The sequence below is a fragment of the Streptococcus mitis genome, from assembly GCF_003942685.1.
Taxonomy (GTDB): Bacteria; Bacillota; Bacilli; order Lactobacillales; family Streptococcaceae; genus Streptococcus; species Streptococcus mitis_CD.
This window is the reverse complement of the sequence record NZ_RJNR01000015.1, coordinates 20073-37486: the sequence shown is the minus strand read 5'-3', so window position 1 is coordinate 37486 and position 17414 is coordinate 20073. Positions and strand designations below refer to the sequence as shown.

The 17414-nt window shown below is 40.6% G+C and carries 19 protein-coding genes and 3 riboswitches; of the genes, 2 read left to right on the top strand and 17 right to left on the bottom strand.

Annotated features, from left to right (window positions below):
- The coding region (locus tag D8855_RS08960) for a helix-turn-helix domain-containing protein (protein WP_142999115.1) at positions 1-136 on the bottom strand (136 nt) is incomplete at its 3' end.
- A 240-nt stretch (positions 137-376) separates the two neighbouring features.
- On the opposite strand from D8855_RS08960, the gene D8855_RS08955 reads away from it, so the two are divergent.
- Complete coding sequence (locus tag D8855_RS08955) at positions 377-721, top strand: lipopolysaccharide assembly protein LapA domain-containing protein (RefSeq protein ID WP_125417026.1); 345 nt, start codon at positions 377-379, stop codon at positions 719-721.
- Positions 722-886: 165 nt separating this feature from the next.
- Here D8855_RS08955 and D8855_RS08950 read toward each other — a convergent pair whose 3' ends face one another.
- The 5 genes from D8855_RS08950 to D8855_RS08925 all read right to left on the bottom strand — a co-directional run bounded on the left by D8855_RS08950 (position 887) and on the right by D8855_RS08925 (position 6473).
- A complete protein-coding gene (locus D8855_RS08950) occupies positions 887-1234 on the bottom strand; it encodes a VOC family protein (RefSeq protein WP_125417024.1) in 348 nt (115 codons plus the stop codon).
- Between the two features lie 110 nt (positions 1235-1344).
- Entirely contained in the window at positions 1345-3120 is a 1776-nt protein-coding gene (gene spxB, locus D8855_RS08945) for a pyruvate oxidase (RefSeq protein ID WP_049535419.1), read from the bottom strand.
- Positions 3121-3442: 322 nt separating this feature from the next.
- Positions 3443-5686 carry a heavy metal translocating P-type ATPase gene (locus D8855_RS08935; RefSeq protein ID WP_125417022.1) on the bottom strand — a complete coding sequence of 748 codons (2244 nt, stop codon included), beginning with the start codon at positions 5684-5686 and terminating at the stop codon, positions 3443-3445.
- A gap of 9 nt (positions 5687-5695) precedes the next feature.
- Positions 5696-6067, bottom strand: coding sequence for a cupredoxin domain-containing protein (locus D8855_RS08930; RefSeq protein ID WP_125417020.1), 372 nt, complete (start codon positions 6065-6067; stop codon positions 5696-5698).
- 10 nt (positions 6068-6077) lie between these two features.
- A complete protein-coding gene (locus tag D8855_RS08925; protein WP_001167197.1) occupies positions 6078-6473 on the bottom strand; it encodes a CopY/TcrY family copper transport repressor in 396 nt (131 codons plus the stop codon).
- A gap of 183 nt (positions 6474-6656) precedes the next feature.
- Positions 6657-6754: riboswitch (TPP riboswitch) on the top strand.
- An 83-nt stretch (positions 6755-6837) separates the two neighbouring features.
- Between D8855_RS08925 and thiD the strand changes: the two genes are divergently transcribed.
- Positions 6838-7629: a bifunctional hydroxymethylpyrimidine kinase/phosphomethylpyrimidine kinase gene (gene thiD, locus D8855_RS08920; RefSeq protein ID WP_125417018.1), complete on the top strand. Its 792-nt coding sequence runs from the start codon at positions 6838-6840 to the stop codon at positions 7627-7629.
- Positions 7630-7777: 148 nt separating this feature from the next.
- Here thiD and thiE (D8855_RS08915) read toward each other — a convergent pair whose 3' ends face one another.
- The 11 genes from thiE (D8855_RS08915) to lctO form a co-directional block, all read right to left on the bottom strand.
- A complete protein-coding gene (gene thiE, locus D8855_RS08915) occupies positions 7778-8410 on the bottom strand; it encodes a thiamine phosphate synthase (RefSeq protein ID WP_125417016.1) in 633 nt (210 codons plus the stop codon).
- Positions 8403-9206, bottom strand: a complete 804-nt coding sequence (gene thiM, locus D8855_RS08910; RefSeq protein ID WP_049487065.1) for a hydroxyethylthiazole kinase — start codon at positions 9204-9206, stop codon at positions 8403-8405. The genes thiE (D8855_RS08915) and thiM (D8855_RS08910) overlap by 8 nt, the downstream gene beginning before the upstream one ends.
- A complete protein-coding gene (gene thiW, locus D8855_RS08905) occupies positions 9206-9730 on the bottom strand; it encodes an energy coupling factor transporter S component ThiW (protein WP_001225552.1) in 525 nt (174 codons plus the stop codon). Before thiW ends, thiM (D8855_RS08910) begins: the two co-directional genes overlap by 1 nt.
- 4 nt (positions 9731-9734) lie before the next feature.
- The gene (tenA, locus tag D8855_RS08900; protein ID WP_125417014.1) at positions 9735-10427 is read right to left on the bottom strand and encodes a thiaminase II; all 693 of its coding nucleotides are present in this window, start codon (positions 10425-10427) and stop codon (positions 9735-9737) included.
- Between the two features lie 10 nt (positions 10428-10437).
- Positions 10438-11088: an energy-coupling factor transporter transmembrane component T gene (locus tag D8855_RS08895; protein WP_125417012.1), complete on the bottom strand. Its 651-nt coding sequence runs from the start codon at positions 11086-11088 to the stop codon at positions 10438-10440.
- A gap of 1 nt (position 11089) precedes the next feature.
- Positions 11090-12475: an ATP-binding cassette domain-containing protein gene (locus D8855_RS08890; protein WP_125417010.1), complete on the bottom strand. Its 1386-nt coding sequence runs from the start codon at positions 12473-12475 to the stop codon at positions 11090-11092.
- Positions 12476-13036, bottom strand: coding sequence for an ECF transporter S component (locus D8855_RS08885; RefSeq protein ID WP_000915275.1), 561 nt, complete (start codon positions 13034-13036; stop codon positions 12476-12478).
- A gap of 156 nt (positions 13037-13192) precedes the next feature.
- Positions 13193-13281, bottom strand: a riboswitch (TPP riboswitch).
- A 195-nt stretch (positions 13282-13476) separates the two neighbouring features.
- Positions 13477-14109, bottom strand: coding sequence for a thiamine phosphate synthase (thiE, locus tag D8855_RS08880; protein WP_125417008.1), 633 nt, complete (start codon positions 14107-14109; stop codon positions 13477-13479).
- A gap of 1 nt (position 14110) precedes the next feature.
- Positions 14111-14893, bottom strand: coding sequence for a hydroxyethylthiazole kinase (gene thiM / locus D8855_RS08875; RefSeq protein ID WP_185757584.1), 783 nt, complete (start codon positions 14891-14893; stop codon positions 14111-14113).
- 129 nt (positions 14894-15022) lie between these two features.
- Positions 15023-15691 (bottom strand): TenA family protein, encoded by a 669-nt coding sequence (locus D8855_RS08870; RefSeq protein ID WP_125417004.1) that lies wholly within the window; start codon positions 15689-15691, stop codon positions 15023-15025.
- Between the two features lie 216 nt (positions 15692-15907).
- Positions 15908-15996: riboswitch (TPP riboswitch) on the bottom strand.
- A 146-nt stretch (positions 15997-16142) separates the two neighbouring features.
- Positions 16143-17279, bottom strand: coding sequence for an L-lactate oxidase (lctO, locus tag D8855_RS08865; protein WP_061759183.1), 1137 nt, complete (start codon positions 17277-17279; stop codon positions 16143-16145).
- Positions 17280-17414 lie beyond the last annotated feature (135 nt).

The window sequence follows — 17414 nt, the reverse complement described above, 5'->3', positions numbered from 1 at the left end:
TTCGTTTGACTTCTTTGGAAACAGTGGTCGGGTCTTTTAGAATGGATTGTCCGATAGCTTTGAAGGTTTCACCTCGCTCTAAGCCTAATTGGATATCATTACGGTCTGAAAGGGTAAGGTGTTTATGTTTTGTCATAGTAGACCTCATTTCTAACTCAAATGTCTCACACTTAATTCCACCATAAAAATCCGTTTTAGACTAATTTCCACTTTGGTCAGGTGAGTGGAAGTTACTTTGAGAAGTTACCTCGATTGATTGATGGTAAATAAGCCGTTAGAAATTATTGACAGTATCGAAATTTTCTAGTATAATCACTTTTGTTACTACCTAAATGGTGTGTAGTTTTCTATCAACATAGTCAGGAAAAAGGAACTTATGCTAAAAAAATTTAATGAATTGACACTGAAAAAAAAGGCTTATCTAATTGGCGGTTTGATCTTATTAGTCATTGTGACTTGCTTTGGTCTGCTCAATCGTCAAACAGTAGCTGTCAGTCTTGTCTTTACACAACTATCTGCTCCCTTGATTTTGGTGATTTTTACTTGTCTAGTAATCGGGTTCATTGCTGGTAGTGCTATTGGTATTAGCTATCACCATGGCAAGGCCCAAGAGCTGAAAGGCCGCATTGCTGAAGCAGAAGCGACTATCCATAAAAAAGACAGGGAGCTTGTCCAGTACAAGGAACAGGTGCAACAATTAAAACAAGAAGCCAAACAATAAGTGTAGAAATCATAACCATCCGTGAAAACGGGTGGTTTTTTGTCTCGCACCTAAAGGAGCGAGACGGACTGAAAGTCGCATAAATACAAAAAAGACCGGATTGCTCCGATCTTTTCAAGTTTCACTCCAAGAATGTTTAGATAAAAAATTTGATGATAGAATTACCTACTTCATACGATAAAAATCAATCACTAGACCAGCAGGGCCTTTAACTAATAAGGACTCTGTTCCCCAATTCGTTTCACAAGGACCGTGTAAAATCTCTACACTGATCTCTTTTAAACGTTGGTAGTTCTGATTTAGATCCTCAACCTCGATATGAAGAATGATTCCTGACTGAAAATCTTCCAAAGGAATCAAATGATTTTGGGACAACATCAGACAGTGACTGCCAATCATAAACTGAGAAAAACTGTCATCAACATAATCGGACTTTTTATCTAAAATACGCTCCAAGTCAGCACAGACTTGGGGAACATCTGAAACGATAATATCTAATTGATTTAAATCCATTTACTCTCCTCCAGAAAAAGACCGGATTGCTCCGATCTTTTCAAGTTCCGCTCTATGAAAATCGAAGAATAAAGTCTACAAGCTTTACATTTGATTTTCGACGAGAGAAATTATTTAATTGCACGTGATTGCAAACCTTCTTCTTCCAAGAAGAGACGGAATGGTACGAGTTCTTCTGCTTCGTATTTTTCCTTGAAGGCTTTGATTGCTTCTTCTGAGTGAAGTTTTGGATCCAATTCAAGTACTTCTACTGGAAGTGGACGGTGTGGAGTGATGCGAGCATCGATCACAACAGTTTTACCTTCTTTGTTCAATTTAACAGCTTCTGCAACAACTGCATCGATGTCTTCGATACGGTCTACAGTGAACCCTACAGCACCTTGTGCTTCAGCGATTTTCGCATAGTCAGCATTAGGGAAGTCACAACCAAACAAATGTTTGTTTGTGTCTTCATATTTGTCCTTGATGAAGGCATATTTACCATTTGAGAAGACAACGTTGATAACTGGAAGGTCGTATTGAACGTTTGTGATAACGTCTGGGTAGCACATGTTGAATGCACCGTCTCCCATGATGTTCCATACTTGGCGATCTGGATTGTCTTTCTTAGCAGCGATACCACCAGGAAGGGCAATACCCATTGTCGCAAAGAGTGGAGATGTACGCCACATGTTCTTAGGTGTCATGTGAAGGTGACGAGTAGATGTTTGAGTAGTGTCACCTACGTCGATTGAGTAGATAGCGTCTTGATCAGCATGTTTGTTGATTGCATTGTAAACTTGATACAATTGCAATTCACCCTCAGTTTTACCTTCGAGTTTATTCATGTAATCACGCCAGTTTTGGTTATTCTTAACGTTTGCACGCCACCATGGAGTAGATTCAACTGGATTCACTTTGTCAAGGATTGCTTTCGCTGCTTGACCTGCATCACCAAGGATTGAAGCATCTAGGGCATGGCGTTTACCAAGTTTGTAAGGGTCGATATCGACTTGGATGAATTTTTCAGTATTCTTGAATGCTTCGTAAACTTCAGCAAATGGGAAGTTTGAACCAAGGAAAAGAACTGTGTCTGCTTCAAAAACCACTTCGTTGGCTGGTTTCCAACCAACACGGTAAGCAGAACCTGTCAAACCTTCATAGTTCCATTCAAAAGCTTCAAAGTTTTTACCAGTTGTGATGATTGGTGCTTTGATTTTACGTGACAATTCAGTGATCACTTCACCAGCTTTCACACCACCGTAACCAGCATAGATAACTGGACGTTCAGCATTGTTCAAGATTTCAACAGCTTTATCGATTTCAACTTCGTTCAAAGCAGGAGCGATGAATGAACGCTCGTATGAACCTGATCCATAGTATGAGTTTTCGTCGATTTCTTGGAAACCGAAGTTTACTGGGATTTCAACAACAGCTGGACCTTTTTTAGAAACTGCAGCACGGCAAGCTTCGTCGATTACTTTTGGTAATTGCTCAGCGTAAGCTACACGTTTGTTGTATACAGCGATACCGTTGTACATTGGGTTTTGGTTCAATTCTTGGAAAGCATCCATGTTGAGTTCGTTAACTGGACGTGATCCAAGGATTGCTAGGAATGGAGTGTTATCCATAGCTGCATCGTAAACACCGTTAATCAAGTGAGTCGCACCTGGACCACCTGAACCAACTGCAACCCCGATTGAGCCGCCGAATTTAGCTTGCATAACCGCTGCAAGAGCACCTGTTTCTTCGTGGCGAACTTGCAAGAAGCGGATGTCTTTGTCTTCAGCCAAAGCATCCATCAATGAGCTGAGTGTTCCTGATGGGATACCGTAGATAGTGTCTACGCCCCATGTTTTCAATACATTAAGCATTGCTGCAGATGCAGTAATTTTCCCTTGAGTCATAATGATAACTCTCCTTCAAATATTTTTAAATCTACTAAAAAAGGTTTCATATAGTTTTTGAAAACGTTTCAGTAAATTTTTACACTACTAATTTATCACATTTATTTTTAGTTTACTAAGAATCTGCTCAGAAGTTTCTATTCTCTATTACAGTACAGTTTGAAAACGTTTTTAGTTTCTGTTTTATAATACTCAATGAAAATCAAAGAGCAAACTAGGAAGCTAGCCGCAGGTTGCTCAAAACACAGCTTTGAGGTTGCAGATAAAGCTGACGTGGTTTGAAGAGATTTTCGAAGAGTATAAAAAGCGAGCAAGCCCGCTTTTAGTCTATTTTACTAAAGTTTAGTAAGAGTGAACTAGTCAGAACAGATACAGAACTAAAGGCCATAGCTAGACCAGCTAGTTCTGGATTGAGGACCAGTCCAACACCTGAAAAGACTCCTGCTGCAATCGGAATTCCGGCGACATTGTAGATAAAGGCCCAGAAAAGATTGAGCAGAATACGATGAAAGGTTTTCTTACTCATGTCAAAAGCACGAACCACTCCTAGGAGGTTATTGGTTGTCAACACCAAATCTGCTGACTCGATGGCAATATCTGTTCCAGCTCCCATAGCAATCCCCACATCTGCTACACTGAGGGCAGGAGCATCATTGATACCGTCACCAACAAAGGCTACTTTTCCAGCTGATTGTAGTTTATGGATCTCATGGGCTTTTTCTTCTGGTAAGACACCTGCAATGACCTCTTCGATTCCGATCTGATCGGCAATAGCACGCGCCACACCAGCATTGTCTCCTGTCAGCATGACTGTTTTAAGACCTCGTTTTTTCAACTGACTGATGGCAAGCTTAGCATTTTCCTTTGGAATATCTTGCAGAGCAAGCAGGCCTTTGATTTCATTGTCCACAGCCAAGAACACAACTGTCTTAGCTTCTTTTTCCAGTTCTTCTAGTTTTTCTTGATAAATGCTAGAAATATCCATGCCATCCAGCATTTTAGCATTTCCAAGCAAGACTTGTTTTCCATTGATTTGCCCTGAGACACCTTTTCCGTGCAAGGCTTGGAAATTTTCAACAGTGTGAAACTCAAGTCCAGCTTCACTCGCTCGTTTCACAACGGCTTCAGCCAGTGGGTGTTGAGAAGCTTCTTCCAAGGAAGCTGCCAATCCAAGCACTTCTACTTCGTCGCCGATGATATCTGTGACCACAGGTTTCCCTTCCGTCAAAGTTCCTGTCTTATCAAAAACAATAGTTTGGACTTTCTGGATTTCCTGTAGAACCGTTCCATTTTTGAGGAGAACTCCCATCTTAGCACTGCGACCTGTCCCCACCATAAGGGCTGTCGGTGTTGCAAGTCCCAATGCACAAGGGCAGGCAATAATCAGAACTGCTACTCCATAGAGAAGCGAAGACACAAAGCTCGCTCCAAGCACAACTACACTATCCCTGAGCAAGACGAACCAAACCCAAAAGGTCACAATCCCTAAAATGACAACTGCTGGGACAAAAATCCCTGAAATTTTATCCGTCAAGTCCTGAATCGGCGCACGACTTGTCTGAGCTTTCTTCACAAAATCCACAATCTGAGCCAAAACAGTCTCTGAACCAACTTTTTCTGCTCTAAAAACAAGTGTTCCACTATTATTGATGGTTGAACCAATGACGGTATCTCCAACTGTCTTGTCCACAGGCAGACTCTCACCTGTCACCATAGACTCATCAATACTAGAGATACCTTCTACTACGACACCATCAACCGCAATCTTTTCACCGGGACGCACTCGAATCAGGTCACCTACCTTGACTTGCTCCAAGGGGACTTGAACATAGTTATCCTCACGCAAGACTTCTGCAGTTTTAGCCTGCAAGTCAAGTAATTTCTCCACAGCTTGGGAAGTATTTTTCCGCATTTTCTCCTCAAAAACGGCTCCCATAAGAACGAAGAAGAAGATAAATGCAGCACTTTCAAAGTAAACGGGGAGGCCAGCGAAGAGGGCAACTAAGCTATAGAAATAGGCCACTAGGGTTCCCAGAGCAACCAAGGTATCCATGTTGGCATTGTGCTTTTTAAAACTAGCCCAAGCACTTTGGATATAAGGACCACCTGCTACTAGCATAATCGGTGTTGTGGCTAAAAAGGTGCCCCAACGCATGACTTGGTGACTAATTCCTCCTGTCGACATCCCAATCATGAGGATCACAAGAGGCACAGTAAAGATACTAGTAATCCAAAAACGCTGTAAAAGTGATAGAGATTTTCGAGTCTTCTCAACTACGGTATAACTTCCCTTCTGCATCTTCATACCACATGAGAATGCATGCTCACCCAACTCTTGAGGTGTAAAACGAATCACCTTTTCCTCATCTACTCCGATTGGTTCCAAGATGCCTTCTTCTTCAAAGAGAATTTCCTTATAACAGTTTGAAGGAGTTGTACGATGAAAGATAATTTCAGCGGGAATTCCTTTTTGAAGCTGGATATGGGCTGGATGGTAGCCTTTGTCTGCCGTGATACGGATTTTTTGAACACCATTTTCAAGACTTGCTTTTACAATTTCAGTCATATCATTCTCCTATTCTACAATCATCTTACCGTGCATCATATTCATGCCACAAGAGAAACCAAACTCTCCAGCCTGTTCAGGTGTGATTTCCACTACATACTCTTCCCCCATAGGCAAGTCCGCATGCACTCCAAAATCTGGGAAAACAATCTGATCCAAACAGGGTGAAGGGTCCTTACGGTCAAAGACGATACGGGCTGGCACTGATTTCTTAAGAATAATCAACTCAGGCGTATAGCCCCCTTTGACTTCCACTCGAATCTCTTGATAGCCCTTTTTTTGCTGGGCCTTTTGTCCAGATTTTTCAGGCTTTTTGAAAAACCAAAACAAGATAAACGCGATAAGGGCAATACAAATAATGGTTACAATAATATTCAACATGACGTCTCCTTTACATACAATTACATTTTACTTCTGTTACAGCGCTTGATTTCTTCTCAGAAATCACAGCTTCCAAGTCTTCCAAGTCAGCCTGAGTAAAATCACATTCAGCAATCAAATCAGCCAACAAGTTCTTAATCCTACGGGAACAAACCTTGTCCTTGATATCTTGGACAAGTAAATCCCGACTTTGGTCCAAAGTTAAAAGGGCTGAATAGACAAAGAACTTGCCTTCTTTTTTCCTCGTCAGACACTCTTTCTCAACCAAACGAGCCAAAAGAGTTTGAATGGTTGACTTGGACCAGTCGAACCGCTCCGCTAGAACCCTGATTAAATCCGTACTAGTCTGCTCTCCTTGCATCCAAATAATCTTCATGACCTGCCATTCTGCATCTGAAATCTGCATTAGCACACCTCCAAAATCTACATTTGTCAATTACAATTATCAGTATACTCTTAAAATCTACATTTGTCAACTATGAAATTAATCTTTTCTTTGAAAAATTGAATTTTAATCATTTGATAAAGGATTTTCAGTCAAATCTTACTATATAAACTATAAAAATATGCTATACTAAAGAAAAAAGAAAACAACCACTAGGGGTGCGTAAAGCTGAGATTAACGACTGTTAGACCCTTTGACTCAATCTAGGTAATGCTAGCTGATGGAAGTGGAAATGATAATGGGGACTAGCAGTCTTCTATTACCTTCCTAAAACAGACTTGCTTGTTCTTGAGAATACAAACTTCAGTTGGTTGGGAGGTTTTAGATGACTTATTTACCTGTTGCTTTGACCATTGCAGGGACTGACCCTAGTGGTGGTGCTGGCATTATGGCTGATTTAAAGTCGTTCCAAGCTAGAGATGTCTATGGAATGGCCGTTGTGACCAGTCTTGTCGCTCAAAATACCAGAGGCGTTCAATTAATCGAGCACGTTTCTCCTCAAATGTTGAAAGCCCAATTGGAGAGTGTCTTTTCGGATATCCCACCTCAGGCTGTAAAAACTGGGATGTTGGCAACTACCGAAATTATGGAAATCATCCAGCCCTATCTTAAAAAGCTGGATTGTCCCTACGTCCTTGACCCTGTTATGGTCGCAACAAGCGGAGACACCCTGATTGATACCAGTGCCAGAGACTACCTAAAAACAAATCTACTTCCCCTTGCAACTATTATTACACCCAATCTTCCTGAGGCAGAAGAGATTGTTGGTTTTTCAATCCATGATCCTGAAGACATGCAGCGTGCTGGTCGCCTGATTTTAAAAGAATTTGGTCCTCAGTCTGTTGTTATTAAAGGTGGGCATCTCGAAGGCGGTGCCAAGGATTTCCTCTTTACCAAGGATGACCAATTTGTCTGGGAAAGTCCACGAATTCAAACCTGTCATACACATGGTACTGGATGTACCTTTGCTGCAGTGATTACTGCTGAACTAGCCAAGGGAAAAAGCCTTTATCAGGCAGTTGATAAGGCCAAGGCCTTTATCACGAAAGCCATCCAAGACGCCCCTCAACTCGGTCATGGTTCTGGCCCAGTCAACCATACAAGTTTTAAAGATTAAAAAAACTCTCTAGTTCCCGCTTTAAGGGAATTAGAGAGTTTTTATACTTCTTCAAACTACATCAGCTTTATCTGCAACCTCAAAGCTGTGCTTTGAGCAACCTGCGACTAGCTTCCTAGTTTGCTCTTTGATTTTCATTGAGTATTAATTAGAAAATAATGTCATCCAACTTTGTCAAAAAGGCTTGCGTTTTTGCCTCTATATCTTCTGCCTGCATCAGATCGCGTACGACTGCTACTCCAGCTATTCCAGTGCCAACAAGCTGGTCAATGTTCTCTGACGTCAAGCCTCCGATAGCAACTACTGGAATGACGACCCTTTGACAAATTGTTTTCAAGGTTGAAATCAGGGTGATAGGCGCATTTTCCTTGGTGGTTGTCGGGAAAATGGCTCCTGTCCCCAAGTAATTCGCCCCTCCTTCTTCTGCCTCGATGGCTCTTTTTACAGTTTTAGCTGTGACACCAAGTATTTTGTCAGGACCCAAGACTTGTCTGGCAACCGAAACTGGTAGCTCATCGTCTCCGATATGCAGACCAGCAGCATCAACCGCGAGACAGACATCCAAGCGATCATCGATTATCAGGGGTACCTGATAGGCATCTGTTATTTCCTTGACTTGCTTTGCCAGTTGATAATATTGATTGGTTGTGAGATTTTTTTCTCGTAATTGGACTATGGTAACCCCTGAACGGCAAGCCTTCTCAATCTTTTCAAGAAAACTTTCCACGGAATCTTGGTAGCGATTTGTTACCAGGTACAGTCTAAGCGCCTCTCTATTCATAAACATCTCCTTTGATAGCATCTAGCCAGTTTTCATCTCTTTTGAGGAGTGAAAGCTGATTGAGTACTTGGTAACGAAATTCTTCCAATCCCATTCCTTGAACAACTATTCTCTCAGCAGAGATATTAAGATAAGAGACCGCTAGACAAGAAGCTTCAAAGGCAGTCTTTCCTTGGCTGAGGAAAACGGCTGTCAAGGCTCCTACTAAGTCTCCTGTCCCTGTTATCCAGTCTAATTCAGCACAGCCATTTCCCAATATAGCAACTTGATTTTCTGAAACGATGAGGTCATTGGGGCCTGTGACTAAGAATGACATACCTGGATAGGTCTGACACCAGTCTTTCAAAACTTGAAGTAAATCCTCAGTTTCTTGATCTTTAGCACTCGCATCGACCCCAACCCCGTGGTGTTTTAAGCCAACAAGACTTCGGATTTCTGACATGTTTCCTTTAAGGACCGTAGGTCTATAGTCTAAAAGGTCTTCAACTAAGCTCTTACGAATGGATGAAGCCGTTACGCCAACCGCATCTACTACCATTGGGAGACAAACTTGATCTGCATAAGAAGCTGCCATACGGATTGCTTTTTCCTTCTCAGCTGACAAATGCCCCAAATTGATGAAGAGTGCCTGGCTTTGCTTAGTAAAATCAAGAACCTCACGGGGATCATCTGCCATAACTGGTTTACATCCCAGAGCCAAAATCCCATTTGCTAGCATCTCACAAGAAATCTCATTTGTAATACAGTGAATGAGGGAACTATAGCCTATAGGAAAAGGATTTGTAAATGCCTGCATCAGTCTATCCTTTCATCAAAGAAATATCCCTGAACTTTTTTAAAGAATTCCTGCTTGATTAAAAATCGAAAGGCAATAAAGGAAATCGCTGTACCAATCAAGGTTGCTCCGAAAAATCGAGGAGTGTAGATAAACCAGCTAAGCTTAGCGGCCGATCCTGTAAAGAGTACCATAACAGGATAGGAAACAATAGAACCAATAATACCTGTTCCCAAAATTTCTCCCAAGGCAGAAAAGTAAAATTTTCGACCATACTTATAAAAGAGACCTGCTAGAAGGGCTCCAAAAGTCGCTCCTGTTAGAGCTAAAGGCGGAATTCCTTGAGTCGTCATACGGATAAAGGCTGTCACTGTAGCCATAGCCAAGGCATAAACAGGTCCCATCATGATTCCTGCTAGAATATTGACTACACTGGACATCGGTGCCATTCCCTCAATCCGAAAGATAGGCGTAAGGACTACATCAAGGGCAATCATCATGGATAAAATGGTTAATTTGTGAACCTGTAATTGGTGCTTTCTCATATTTCTATTCTTCTCCTGTTTCTAAAGACTGTAAATCGCTTTTCCATGTCTGGTGTTGGTAGGCCATTTCCCAAAACTTAGCTTCCATATGAACACTGATGTGGAAGGCATCTAGCATTTTTTTCTTGTCTGTCTCGTCACTTTCTCGATAGAGTTGATTGACCAGAGCCTCTTCCTCTCTGATCTGTTGCTCTAACTCATCCGTAATATAAGTTTCAATCCATTGTTGGTAGAGAGGATTTGGTGATGGTTTAAGATTAAGTGATTTGCCTATATCATGATATAGCCAAGGACAAGGCAGCAAGCTCGCAAAGGCAATGGCTAGATTTGCTTCTTCAAATTGCCGATAAATGTGAGAGATATAATGATAGCAGGTTGGAGCGATTGGATGTTGCTCCATTTCCTGATCGCTGATTTCCAATTCCTTGAAAAATTGTTGGCGGATAAACAACTCACCCTCCACTAGACTCTGAGCATTTTGTTTCAAGAGTCTTTTCATCTCTTGGTTTGAAGTCTTATCAGCCAAAAGGTGATAGATTTCTGAGAAAGCCTTCAGATAGTAGGCATCCTGAATCAGGTAATAGCGGAAAATGGACGGGTCTAAATTTCCCTCTTGTAATTGTAAAATAAAGGGATGATGAAAGGAGGCCTGCCAAGCTTCCTTGGATAATTCCATCGCAATATCTGTAAATTCCATAATAACTCCTTTATAAAAATAAACTGGTTTGAAGCAATAAAAAGAAAAGCAGGTAGATTAATTTTGTTTTTTTAGAAATATAAAAGATTCGATAGCTATTCTCCACCTGTGCATGTTCGTCATATCCATGCGCCGACATAGCTCTCAGGTAAAGAAGGCGCCACCTAAAGACTGTCATCAGAACCTTGCTGTAAATCAAAGGAGACCAAACATGCAGTTCTTGACCACGTAATAGGCAAGCTTCTTTGAGGGACTTGATTTCTTGCTGAATAAGGGGAAAGGAATTGAATACCACAATTAAGGCATAAGCCCAAGACCGTGATAACCCCTTTTGAGCCAAGTACAAGAGAAGCTCTTTTAGGGAAATAGAGGAAACAAAGACAAGTCCGATACAAACTGTCACAAAGGCCCTCGTTCCAAGCATAACTGCCTGCGAAGCATCTCCATGTAACTGAACTGCCCAATAGTTGGCCAAAGATGGCAAAATGGCAAGTAGAATCATCCAAGCCAACATCTTAAATCGACGGTAATAGAGCATAAAGAGAATACAAAATGCAACTACCGAGAGATTAAGAGCAATCGAAGGAATAAAAGATGTTTCCAAGGATAAAATCAGCAAGAAGAGACTGATAATCGGTGTCTGGGTTGCTACTTTGACCATACTATCTCACCTCCCTTTGAGCATTGCTACTCTGAGATGTGAGTGGTTGGGTGATAGTCACTTCTTTCACATGACTGAGTCCCTGACTAGTCATCTCAATCCAATAATCAACCACAGAGATCAAGGGATCTAAACGATGGCTAATGACCAGAAAACTTCTTCCTTGATTTCTCTCCTCCACAATCCACTGGCAAAAATAATGGCAAGCTCTATCATCCAAGCCTGCAAAAGGTTCATCTAGCAAGATCACAGAAGCCTTGCTAGTCAAGATGGTCAAGAGCTGAAGAATCTTTTGCTGGCCACCACTTAATTGATAGGGACTCTTATCAAGAGCCTGCTCCAGATCAAAATATCGTAAAGCTTGGAAAATTCGCTGATTTCTTTCAGAATCAGGTCCATCTAATTGAAGTTCTTCTCGCAGATTGGCTCTGATAAACTGCTTTTCAGCTTCCTGAACAACACCCGTCAGGTCACGATACAAACTCTTTTTCTTTTTCAGGACTGTCCCCTTCCAGGTAATGCGCCCCTTATACTTTTGAAATTGAAGAATAGACCGAAAGAGGGTTGATTTCCCGACACCATTATCACCCAAGATACAGGAAATTCCTTGGTAGAATGTGAAATCCGCAATCGAAAAGAGGGAGCGATGATTCAGCTCACAAGTCGTTCTATCCATATGGAATAGTCCTGGGCTAGAAGCAATCTCCTTTGAAACAGCCTGTGTCATTTCAGAGGCAGGGATTTGATTTATTTTCGTTAGTTGTCCGTCTCTTAGCTCCACCATATGGTCGATATAGGCTTCATAGTCAGATAAATCATGGTCGCACAAAATAACTGTCTTCCCATTAGAGGCCAACTCTTTTAGAATCTCCAATATCTCGATTCTACTCTTGCGGTCAATAGAAGCGAAGGGCTCATCCAAGAGATAGACCCTAGGATTCATAGCAAAGAGAACAGCCAAAGCAGCCTTTTGCTTTTCCCCACCTGATAAGTGATGGATGGGACGGTGCAAGATCTTCTCGCAGCGACATTGCTGGACAACCTCTGCTATTTTAGAATCAATTTCCTGAACGGGATGCCCGATATTTTCCAAGGTAAAAACCAGCTCCTCAAACAAGTTCTCCATGGTAAATTGATGATTGGGATTTTGAAAAAGAATACCAACCGTCTGGACACGTTCGACGATAGAAAGCTGACTGACCTCGCTCCCATTTATCAGGACTTGACCGCTATAGGGAAGAGAACTGACTTGGGCAATCATTTGAAAGAGACTAGATTTTCCCGAACCACTGCTTCCAACTAACAAGGTAAAGGCTTGCTCATGAAAAGTAAAATCAATCGGTTCCGAAAAAATTGGGGACTGAATCGCTCGTAGTTCCAGCCCCATCTATGCCTTTCCTCCAGCTGCAAACTGATGATAGAGTTTGACAATGGCACGAACCAAGATAGTACAGAAGAAAAAGACGGAAATAAAGCGCACCACAAGCAAGGAAAGCACAAAAGGAAGGGAGAAGGCATAGTAACCTAACTTAATGTATTCATAGACAAAGCTAACAAGCGTAATTCCAATACTATTGGCAGTTAGAGAGAGCCAACTTTCATAGCGATTCTTGGTTACGATAAAACCAAGTTCACTTCCCAAACCTTGAACCAAGCCAGACAAAAGGGCACCTAGACCGAATTGGCTACCATAAAGGACTTCAGCAAGCGCAGCTAGCACTTCTCCAATCGTTGCACTTCCCACTCTTGGAACAAAGATGGCCGCAATGGGCGCAGCCATACACCAGAGACCAAAGAGGATTTCATTGGCAAAGGCCTGCAAGCCAAGAGGGGCTAAAATCAGAGTGAGGATATCAAACAGATAACCTGAACCCACAAAAACGCCACCAAAAAAGATAGACAAGAAAGCAAGTAAGATAACATCTTTTAATTGCCATTTTTTCAACATAAAAAAACTCCTTTTTTAAAGAAAAGTGGGGCATTCAAGGTGAGCTACCTAAATGCTTTGTATCATCTTCATCCAGTTTCGTAAAAGAAAAAACTCTAATTACAGATAGAAATTAGAGTTCAGCTTACAAGATTAGATGGTTAGTTTCTATAAATACAAAACCATTTCACATTTCCCTTCGCCAGTCTTAACTGTATCAGGTTCAATGGGTATCATCTCAGCCTAAAGCACCCCAAATGTCTTTATTATTTAATTATATAAATATTATAACAAACGATTTTTTCCAGTTCAAGAAATTGAACTGAGAAATAAGCTAGGCCAATCTATTGTAGTAAAATCACTAAGTAAACCATATAAACAGCCTATTCACTTATGAAGGATAATAACCCAACTTATCGAGTGAGAGAATCCTATTGACTTAAAAGACAAGAATAAAAAAGTTAAAATTGTTCATTCATTTCTCGAACAGTTTTTTCTATATTTTTTGCATACGATATTGCTGAAATGATTGAAACACCATCTATATTGGTCTGTATAATGTCTTTAATATGTTGCGTCTGTATCCCACCAATTGCAACTAAGGGCATTTGTGGCAGTAGTTTTCTCATCAATTTAAGACCTTCATAACCTATAGCACCTCCAGCATCATCCTTTGACTGGGTATCAAATACAGGACCAACACCAACATAATCTACATATTCAACTTTTGATTGTTGAAATTCTTCCTTGTTTTTTATAGAAAGACCAATTATTTTATCTGGCATCAATTTTCTAATTTCATCAACTCCAAGGTCATCCTGTCCTACATGTACGCCATCAGCATCTATTTCCAATGCTAACTCAATATCATCATTAACGATAAATGGAACATTATATTTTTTACAAAGATCCTGTAGTTTTATTGCTAATTCGACTTTTTCTATACCTTTCAGGGCTCCCTCACCTTTTTCACGGAATTGAAATAAGGTTATACCACCTTTTAAGGCTTCCTCAACGACCGTATATAGATCTTTTCCTTGACAAGTAGTCGTTCCACAAATAAAATATAGTTTTAGTAATTCTTTATGAAACATTTTACTTCACTCTTTTGAATTCCTTTACATCTTCATCTGTAATCTCATATAAGGCATTTATAAATTCAACTTTAAATGTTCCAGGAAGATGTCCATTGGGACGTTTTTCTGCCATTTCTCCAGCGATATTGTAAACCAACATTGCTGTTTCTAATGATTTCAATTCTTGACCTTTTTCTAGTCCGATAAAGCTTGCTACTACAGCACCTAATAAACATCCTGTCCCAATAACTTTTGGCATCATGGCACTACCATTATGAATCGTTACCACTTCTCCATTTACCGCAATAGCATCCACTTCACCTGTTACTACTATTGGAATATTGAACTTCTCATTTGCTGCTAGAGCAATTTCATCAATATTATCTACTCCCGCACTGTCTACTCCTTTAGATACCACATTTATCCCTACTAAAGAGGCAATCTCTCCAGCATTTCCTCTAATCGCTGCTAGTTTATAATTGTTGATTAGATCATCTGCTACTTTTTTTCTATACTCTCCTGCCCCACAAGCCACAGGATCTAACACTGCAGGTACATTATATTTTTCAGCAATTTTCAGAGCAGCTTGGTATAATTTCCAATTTTCATCTGTCAATGTGCCTATGTTTATTAATAAACCTCCAGCATACTTTAATAAGTCCTCTAAATCTGCTGGAAACTCACTCATGGCTGGTGATGCACCTAGTGCTACTAATCCATTTGCTGTGAAATTTTTTACTACATCATTGGTTATACAAATGACTAATGGTGCTTTTTCTTTTAATAATTTTAAACTTGTCATATTGAAATCCTTCCTTTTCACTTTATACGATCTACTGATTTCGATTTATCTCTATCTTTCGTTAAGAAATTTTTTTCATTTACATTGAATGATTTACCTCATCAAATTTGTAAATATTCTAAACCTTCTCTAGGCGTCATAACCAATATCAAAAAAGGCTAATTCCAAAGCAACTGCTTGATTCCAGCGTTCCTGAAGTTCTGTCAAATCTTCTCTACCTTTTCCGACACGATTAAGTTCGTCAACCAGAAATTGAACCCACTCTGCAAAGAAAGGACCTCTGTGGAGATTGATCCATTCCGAATGAATATAGGATTCAGGTAGAGCCAAATCTTTAGAACCCCAGTCTAAATAGAGACCTTCTGCAATGACCAGCATGACCAAAAGATGGGCATAGTCTGATGATGACACAGCAGAATACATAAGCTCCTGAAAGGCTTTTGTTACAGGATGCAAGGTCACTTCCAGATAGTCATTCTCAGATACTTTTAACTCTTTGAAAGCCTTTTGGAAATAACCGTCTTCGTCTGCTTCAAGAAAACCTAGTTGCTTGGCAAAACGAAGCTTGGATTCAAGCTGGTCAGCGTGGGCTACACAAGCACCCAACATGGATAAGAAGGCATCAAAGAAGTGATAATCTTGAATTAGGTAGTCTTTTAAGACCTTATTCTCAAGTGTCCCCGCAAAAAGTTCCTTAACAAAACGATGATTGATTGCAGCCTGCCAATCCTTCTGACTGCTTTTTAATAATTCTCCAACAGTCAAACCTGGCTCAAATGCATAGTCTTGTGTTTCCATATTTACTTTTCCTCTCTTTACTCGTTCGTAATCAACAACATACCAAGAAAATCCTAGTTTTACTTGACCTTTTTAAAGAAAATCAAGGGCGTTCAAGCAGAGCTACCTAAATGATTGGCCTCAAAGCTGTCAGTCATTAATGAACAAAAAAAACTCCAATTACATATAGGAACTGGAGTTTAGCTTACAAGATTAGACCGTTCATTTCGACATACGAAAAAACGTTTCACATTTCCCTTCGCCAGTCTTAACTGTATCAGGTTCAATGGGTATCATCTCAGCCTAAAGCACCCCAAATGTCTTTATTATTTATTACTGCACCAGTATAGCAAAAAATTAAATCCCTAGCAAGATATTTGACTGAAAAATATATTTATATAGTTTTCAATAGCGATTTATTCTTCCTATAGACGAAGAAAAACCTCCACATTCAGTGGAGGCAATCTTTTTATCAATACAATTTTAAGTCACGAGGGTCAACTGGGAAGGTTGGGTTATATGGGTTGTGACGGAGTTTGAAATGTTTAACATCTTCAATGGTCTGAGTTCCAGATAATTGCATGACTGTCTTCAATTCTGCGTTCAAGTGTTCAAAGACTTGGCGTACACCGATACTACCACCAAGGGCCAAACCATAGATAACAGGGCGACCAATAGCTACCAAGTCTGCACCTGAAGCCAAGGCTTTAAAGACATGTTGACCACGACGAACACCAGAGTCAAAGACAATTGGCACACGTTTATCAACTGCTTCTGCCACTTCTTGAAGCGAGTCAAAGGCAGCTGGTCCACCGTCGATTTGGCGACCACCATGGTTGGTTACCCAGATACCAGAAGCTCCCGCAGCAAGCGAACGTTCAACATCCTCACGGCATTGTGGTCCTTTGACATACACAGGAAGTCCTGAGTATTCAGCGATAAACTCTACATCACGTGGAGACAAGCGTTGTTTAGCTGATTTGTAAACAAAGTCCATTGATTTACCAGCACCTTCTGGCAGGTATTCCTCAACAATTGGCATGCCAACTGGGAAGACAAAACCATTACGCTTATCAACCTCACGATTGCCCCCTACAGTAGCATCCGCTGTCAAGACAATCGCCTTATAACCTTCAGCTTTCACACGGTCCATGATGTGGCGGTTAATGCCATCATCTTTACTAAAGTAAAATTGGAACCAATGAGGTGTCCCTTGAAGGGCTTCCGTAATTTCTGGAAGATCGACAGTAGAGTAAGAACTAGTTGTATAAAGCGAACCGAACTCATGCACACCACGCGCAGTCGCCACTTCACCCTGTTCATTTGCCAATTTATGAGCCGCAACAGGCGCCATGATGATTGGTGAAGACAATTTTTCACCTGCAAATTCAATCTCTGTACTTGGATTTTCAACATCACAAAGAGTATGCGGAACGATGAGTTTGTGGTTAAAGGCGCGGATATTCTCACGCAAAGTGAAAGTATCTTCCGCCCCACTAGCGATATAGCCAAATGCTGCTTTAGGAATAACTTGTTGCGCCATTGGCTCCAAATCATAGGTATTGATGAAATCTACATGACCTTCTGCATTGCTTGTTTTGTATGACATAAAATGCCCTCCTTGATAAGTAAGCGTTTACTTTGTATATTACAAAAAATATTCTAACTCTTTTTTCAAAATTTTTCAAATATTTTGTTTGGAAATTTCAGAAATTTTATATCTATGATAAAAAATCCTTATCAC

Coding starts and splice junctions, on each gene's coding strand:
- D8855_RS08955 (WP_125417026.1), top strand. CDS start 377: ATGCTAAAAAAATTTAATGAATTGACACTGAAAAAAAAGGCTTATCTA.
- D8855_RS08950 (WP_125417024.1), bottom strand. CDS start 1,234: ATGGATTTAAATCAATTAGATATTATCGTTTCAGATGTTCCCCAAGTC.
- spxB (WP_049535419.1), bottom strand. CDS start 3,120: ATGACTCAAGGGAAAATTACTGCATCTGCAGCAATGCTTAATGTATTG.
- D8855_RS08935 (WP_125417022.1), bottom strand. CDS start 5,686: ATGACTGAAATTGTAAAAGCAAGTCTTGAAAATGGTGTTCAAAAAATC.
- D8855_RS08930 (WP_125417020.1), bottom strand. CDS start 6,067: ATGTTGAATATTATTGTAACCATTATTTGTATTGCCCTTATCGCGTTT.
- D8855_RS08925 (WP_001167197.1), bottom strand. CDS start 6,473: ATGCAGATTTCAGATGCAGAATGGCAGGTCATGAAGATTATTTGGATG.
- thiD (WP_125417018.1), top strand. CDS start 6,838: ATGACTTATTTACCTGTTGCTTTGACCATTGCAGGGACTGACCCTAGT.
- thiE (WP_125417016.1), bottom strand. CDS start 8,410: ATGAATAGAGAGGCGCTTAGACTGTACCTGGTAACAAATCGCTACCAA.
- thiM (WP_049487065.1), bottom strand. CDS start 9,206: ATGCAGGCATTTACAAATCCTTTTCCTATAGGCTATAGTTCCCTCATT.
- thiW (WP_001225552.1), bottom strand. CDS start 9,730: ATGAGAAAGCACCAATTACAGGTTCACAAATTAACCATTTTATCCATG.
- tenA (WP_125417014.1), bottom strand. CDS start 10,427: ATGGAATTTACAGATATTGCGATGGAATTATCCAAGGAAGCTTGGCAG.
- D8855_RS08895 (WP_125417012.1), bottom strand. CDS start 11,088: ATGGTCAAAGTAGCAACCCAGACACCGATTATCAGTCTCTTCTTGCTG.
- D8855_RS08890 (WP_125417010.1), bottom strand. CDS start 12,475: ATGGGGCTGGAACTACGAGCGATTCAGTCCCCAATTTTTTCGGAACCG.
- D8855_RS08885 (WP_000915275.1), bottom strand. CDS start 13,036: ATGTTGAAAAAATGGCAATTAAAAGATGTTATCTTACTTGCTTTCTTG.
- thiE (WP_125417008.1), bottom strand. CDS start 14,109: ATGTTTCATAAAGAATTACTAAAACTATATTTTATTTGTGGAACGACT.
- thiM (WP_185757584.1), bottom strand. CDS start 14,893: ATGACAAGTTTAAAATTATTAAAAGAAAAAGCACCATTAGTCATTTGT.
- D8855_RS08870 (WP_125417004.1), bottom strand. CDS start 15,691: ATGGAAACACAAGACTATGCATTTGAGCCAGGTTTGACTGTTGGAGAA.
- lctO (WP_061759183.1), bottom strand. CDS start 17,279: ATGTCATACAAAACAAGCAATGCAGAAGGTCATGTAGATTTCATCAAT.